Consider the following 6,106-nt stretch of genomic DNA (forward strand, 5'->3'; position numbering starts at 1 on the left):
AATGGTTTTTCGGGCGGCAATAAACCATTAAGTACCGATCTCAGGGATCTGTCAAAATACGATGTATTCATCATTGGAGATGTTCCCGCAGATATTCTGGGGCCCCAGATCATCCAACAGATTGCCGGTCGCATCGACCAGGGAGCCGGGCTGTTGATGACGGGCGGATATCACAGTTTCGGTCCCGGCGGCTATGCGGACACCTCTCTGGACAAGTTCATTCCTGTGCTGATGCGCCCCAGTGAAAAGCAGACGGGCAACACGATTGCGAAAGATCTGCATTTCTTCCAGGATCTCAAAATGATACCGACTCCGCTGGGGCTGAAACGTTATGTTATGCAACTCGATAATTCTGGTATCGACAATCAGCAGAAGTGGAACTCGCTGGCTCCCTTAAAAGGAGCGAATCGGTTGAGAAAAAAATACGACACCGTCGAAATTCTGGCGCAATCAGCGGGAAGTGAAGCAGTCCCTTTACTGTTTGCCTCTGATGTCGGAAGTGCACGGGTGATGGCATTTGCCGGTGATACGACATTTCAGTGGTTTCTCTCAGGCAACCGGGCTGAACATGAACAATTCTGGCGACAGCTAATACTTTGGCTGGCTCATAAAGAAAATGATTCCGGCCAGAGCATCTGGGCACGTGTTAACCCCAGAAATCTTTCTCCAGGCGCCAGCGTCCCCATTCAATTCGGAGCAAAAGATGCAGAGGACCATCCCGTTTCCGACGTCAAATTCACAGTTCAGGTAACAGGCCCTTCCGGTAAGTCCAGTCAGGTAGAATCATTGGCAGCCAGCGGGACCGCTACGACGACGTTTTCCCAGACAACGGAACCGGGCGATTATTGGGTGACCGTGCACGCAGAGAAAAACGGAACATCACTTGGGTTTGACGCCACTACAAGATTCATTGTCGATCCGCGTGACCTTGAACTGGATAATCCGGCAGCCGATTATTCATTATTAGAAGCGATCTCTTCACTCTCCGGGGGAACATCGCTTCTGCCGGAAGAACTGGAAAGTTTTCTAACCCGCATGAATAAGGAGAAATCCTGGAACAATGACCTGATAAGATACAGACGGATATCACTCTGGGATAACTGGTTTTTCCTGACATTATTCGTGGCATTGCTCACAGGAGAATGGTTTTTAAGGAAATATAAAGGTCTGGTTTAAGAACTTTTGAGGGTTTGTTTACAAATCTGCGGAAAAAATCAGCAAAAAAGAATCCCGATAAAAAATCAGGAACATTAATACCATTGCCAGCGTCGATCATCCTATAATGGGTACGTGAGAACACGCAGAAGTTTCTTTTTAGATACGGGCATTTCATGTCAACGGCATCCAAACCGACCGAATCAGCAGAAAATCGAACGGGGCATTATGCGAAGTTCGATGAATATGTGGATTATCAGATTTCCAAGACCGGCTCAAACATCAAGGCCAATGATCTGCTCACAACAGCCGTAGGCATCTCGACCATTTTTCTCGGCTACCTGCTGATTTTCGTCCTCTGCGATCACTGGCTCATCAAAGGGGGATTTGGTCATACATCCCGTCTGTTAATGCTGGCAGGTGTTGTGCTTGCCAGCCTTGGCTGGGCTGTCTGGAAACTCGTGATTCCCTATTTCAAAAAAGTGACGCGGCTTTATTCTGCACATGCTCTGGAGCAGACTTCAGATGAGATGGAAGGTTCGCTCCTGAATCTGATCGCCCTATCAACCCTGCAATTCTCAATTCACTGGAAAAGAAAGCCGCTCTCACTCTTTCTAAAACAGATACTGATCTGGCCGTCGACCGCCGCCCGTTAATGAGGCTTTCCTACGGCCTGCTGGTTGTTGTCGCACTCTTGTGCTTCTATGCTTTGTTTTCTCCCAAAGAGATCTGGCCTTCACTTTCGGCAGCCATGTCGTTTTCTCCCCAGAGAGAATTTGCCACACAAACCCAAATCAATTCCGTCACCCCCGGCAATACGGAAGTCCTTTCCGGCAGCCAACTGGAAGTGATTGTCGATTTGCGGGGAGAAGTCCCCGACAAGGTCATGCTGTTCTATACATCCAGCGACCAGGGCAGGGTCGATGAACCAGTGGCATTGCGTTCGATGGATGACACCCTAAAACGCTACCAGGGAATCATGGTTGGCGTTAACGGGAGAGGCATCAGACAGGAATTAACTTATCACATCGAAGCGGGTGATGCGGTTTCTGAAGATTTTCAGGTAAAAGTCATCCAACCCCCATCTGCCACCGTTCACTCAGTTCGGTACGAGTATCCTCAGTACATGGGGCTTTCACCTGTTGAACAGCCCGGGGGTGCCATTGATGCCTGGGAAGGTACCAAAGTCACCGTCGACGCTACAACAAATATGCCGATCACTTCTTTTGAAGTACTCTTCTCGGATGAAGAAGATTCTACTTCATTGCTGGAAGAATTCCAGGTTGAGAAAACGATCAAACAGAACGCGATTACCGCATCCTGGAAATTGAAATTGCGTGCCGACGGCAGTTTCCCCCACTTTTATCAGATTAAATGCCGAAACGAAGCAGGTCAGACGACTCTCTCGCCCACAGTTTATCCACTGGTAATCCGGCCCGATTTACCCCCCGAAATTACGCTGCTTTCGCCCAAACAGGACTTGAAAATGCCGGCTAACGGCACCGTTCCAATCTCTGTCATCGCTGAAGATCCTGACTTTCAAATCCGATATCTCAATCTGCGCGTTGATAAAGATCAAATCCGCATTCTGGATAAAACAATATTCGAAGGAGCAGAAAAGAGTGTGGGCCTGAATCATGATTTCTCACTGGAACCATTGAGACTTACTCCCGGAGAAACCATATTTTTCTGGGTTGAAGCCCGTGATAACATGCAGCCATCAGGAAACCGTAAGAATACTCCGAAGATCAAGATTGAAATTTTAGAACCCGTCTCCAAAGAAGAAGCCAAAAAACAACTGCAGGAACAAAAGCAAAAGTCCGCGCAGGAAAAGCAGCAACCAGATCCGGCCCAGAAAAACCCATCCGAAAAGGGGGAGAGTAAAGACTCCCAGGCCGGCGGTGCCCCCGCTTCGCAACCAAAACCAGATCAAGCCGACAAGGGAAAATCTGGTGAAGGAGCAAAAGAAAGCGATCAAAGCAAAGAGGGAACAGACCAGAAACAGCAAGACAAAAAGGACAAACAGCAACCAGAGTCCGGCAATCCCCAAAAAACGGAAGAACCGTCGACTGAGCAAAATCAGCAGAAATCAGGGGATAATAAAGGGCTGGATAGTAAAGGCAATGACGATCAGGAAGCAATCAAGAAAATTCTGGAACAACTGAAAAAGGAAGGGCAACAACCAGAGCCTGGTTCGCAGCAAAAGCAACCGGAGTCCGAAAAGTCTGATTCACAGGATCAATCGTCCGACCAGAACATGCAGGGACAAAAATCGGCGAAACCTTCGCAAGAGCCCAATGCATCTCCCTCAAAATCTTCCGAATCCCCTGAAGGGACTCCCGGAGGTTCAGAAAACAAGAACTCCAATCCACAACCATCTTCAAAGGCCGATCAGCCTGAGAAGGGTGCAGAATCGGGGCAAAAGAATCAAAAGCAAACCGGCCCGATTCCTGATGGTAAAAAAGAGCCCACTTCTCCCTCGGTCGATGCTATGAAAACGAAATCCGATGAAAAAACCAAAGGAAAAGGCACGCCGAATCACGATCCTGACGCGAATCCCGAAAAAAGCAGTAAAGACATTCAGCGTGATCCCAAAGACAAACCCGCTGTTAAACCCGGTAATAATGAGGCTTCTGATTCCAAACCCCAACAAAACGGGCAGCCGAAAAAACAGAATAGCGCTTCTGGAAAACCTGACTCATCCTCTGAAAACAAGCCGCAACAAGAGATGAGAAAACCGGAGAATTCGAATCAAAACCCCTCTTCTTCCAAGGAGCAGAAACCATCAGACGGGAATAATCAAAAGCAGAGTGAAAATCAGGCCGATGGTTCTAACGCCCCGCCAAAAGGAGAAAATCGTCCCACCGAACAAAAATCGAAACGTCCTCAGGAGGGAGAGAACGGTAACAGTTCGCAAAACGACCAGGGACAGCCAGGCAGCAAACAACCCGGTAAAGGTGATTCCACAGGCCAAAAGGGGAATCAGGAACAGAGCTCCCAGGAAAAACCATCTGGTTCCGAAAAATCAATGAACGAGAATAAAAGTCAGGGAAAACAGGGAGAAGGTTCATCTCAGAACAGTAAATCAGGAGCCGAAAAACAAGGCGCCGACTCGAAAGGCAAGGGAGGGGCATCGCAAGGACAGGGGAAAGGCCAACCCAAGTCAGGCACAGGTTCCAGCACAGGCTCTAAGTCAGATAATCCTCAAGGAAGCAGTGCCACCAACGGAGGGGAAGCCGCTGCAGATGGTGATCAACCAGCCGGTACAGGGGACAATCCCAATCTTCCGGAAGCGGAAGATGCCAATCTGGAATATGGTAAAGAAGCTGCAAATCTGGTACTCAAACGAATCAAAGATGAACTCAAACGGAAAGAGGTCGATCAGGAATTGCTAAACGAATTAGGCTGGACGAAAGACGAAATGAAACAATTTTCGGAACGCCTGCAAAAACAGCTCCAAATCCCTGACACCAATCAACAGACCCCGGAATCTCTGGCTCGAAAACGTCAATTCGAAGAGATGTTGAAATCTCTCAAGCCTGCATCCAGTGCAGCGCGACGTGAGCGCACAAGCACCAGAAAGCAGACGAATGAAAGTCTCGGCCCCCGTCGGCTGCCAGTTCCCGAAGAATACCGGGAAGCCTACGAAGCATTCACGCGAGGACTGGCCGAGAAAAAACCGTCTGAAAAGTAATCAGGTTCAGGACAAGAGGAGTTCGAGATCTTCACTCGACAGATTCTTGAGAACACTCTGATTTTCTTCCAGAATCGCATCTGCCAACTCTCGCTTCTGCTGTTGCAGTTCCGTAATTTTTTCTTCGACCGTATTACGGCAAATCAATTTGTAGGCAAAGACACGTTTGGTTTGACCTACGCGATGTGCCCGGTCAATGGCCTGTGTTTCAACAGCCGGGTTCCACCAGGGATCAAGGATGAAAACATAATCGGCGGCAGTCAGGTTTAACCCCAGCCCCCCGGCTTTCAAACTGATGAGAAAAATGCCGCAGTCTTTATCGGTTTGAAACCGCTCCACGCGTTCTTTCCGGTCACGGGTTTGACCATCCAGATATTCGTAGACAATATTTTTCTGATCCAGATGTTCCTGCACGATAGACAGCATGCTGGTAAATTGCGAGAACACAAGTGCTTTGTGGCCTTCTTCAATCAACTCTTCCAGATGAGGTATCAAAACATCCATCTTAGCAGAAGCGTCCAAAGCCCGACCACGTTCAAGCAGAGCGGGATGGCATGCAGCCTGCCTTAGACGTAACAGCGCCTCAAGCACGTGTATTTTCGTCTTACCAAGCCCCTTTGTTTCCACCATACCCAAAATTGAGTCACGGTAGTGTTGTCTGAGTTCGTCATAGAGCCGGGTTTGCTCTTTACCCATATCGCAATACAAGGTTTGCTCGACCTTTTCAGGCAACTCGTTGGCAACTTGCTCTTTGGTCCGCCTCAAAATGAATGGACGCAAAGCATTACCCAGCATGACTCGGGAATTTTTATCCTCGATATCACTGGTGTATGCCTTAAAGACAGAACTGCGTCCCAACATTCCCGGATTCAAAAACTCAAAGATCGACCAAAGATCGCCCAAATGATTTTCGACGGGTGTACCACTTAAGGCAAGCCTGTGCTTCGCCTTAAGCAGGCGTGACGCTTTCGCGACCTGTGACCCCGAGTTCTTAATCATCTGCGCTTCATCGAGAACAGCATAATCAAACTGAATGTCCTTAATCTGATTAATGTCGCGACGCATCGTGCCGTAGGTTGTTAACACCAGGTCATACTCAGTCAATTGTTCAATCAGCTTGCTGCGGTCTCCCCCCGCGTATTCGACCGTTCTCAGTGAAGGAGTAAATTTAGCCGCTTCCTGAATCCAGTTAAACATAAGCGACTTGGGAACGATCGCCAGAGAAGGTAAATGCTCTTCACGCGACTGCTTACGCCT

The 6,106-nt window shown here is 48.5% G+C and carries 4 protein-coding genes; 3 read left to right on the forward strand and 1 reads right to left on the reverse strand.

From position 1 onward, the window contains the following. The 3 genes from Q0294_RS05965 to Q0294_RS05975 all read left to right on the forward strand — a co-directional run. Positions 1–1,176, forward strand: a 1,176-nt coding sequence (locus tag Q0294_RS05965; protein ID WP_299461908.1) for a hypothetical protein, incomplete at its 5' end; no start/stop codon positions are given. A 155-nt stretch (positions 1,177–1,331) separates the two neighbouring features. Then, the gene (locus Q0294_RS05970) at positions 1,332–1,811 is read left to right on the forward strand and encodes a hypothetical protein (protein WP_299461909.1); all 480 of its coding nucleotides are present in this window, start codon (positions 1,332–1,334) and stop codon (positions 1,809–1,811) included. After that, on the forward strand, positions 1,811–4,849 hold the full coding sequence (locus Q0294_RS05975) for a hypothetical protein (RefSeq protein ID WP_299461911.1): 3,039 nt from the start codon (positions 1,811–1,813) through the stop codon (positions 4,847–4,849). The genes Q0294_RS05970 and Q0294_RS05975 overlap by 1 nt, the downstream gene beginning before the upstream one ends. Positions 4,850–4,855: 6 nt before the next feature. On the opposite strand, the gene Q0294_RS05980 is transcribed toward Q0294_RS05975, so the two are convergent. Then, positions 4,856–6,106: DEAD/DEAH box helicase (locus Q0294_RS05980; protein WP_299461913.1), on the reverse strand; the 1,251-nt coding region annotated here is incomplete at its 5' end.

It is taken from the genome of uncultured Gimesia sp. (genome assembly GCF_937919775.1).
Classification (GTDB): Bacteria; Planctomycetota; Planctomycetia; order Planctomycetales; family Planctomycetaceae; genus Gimesia.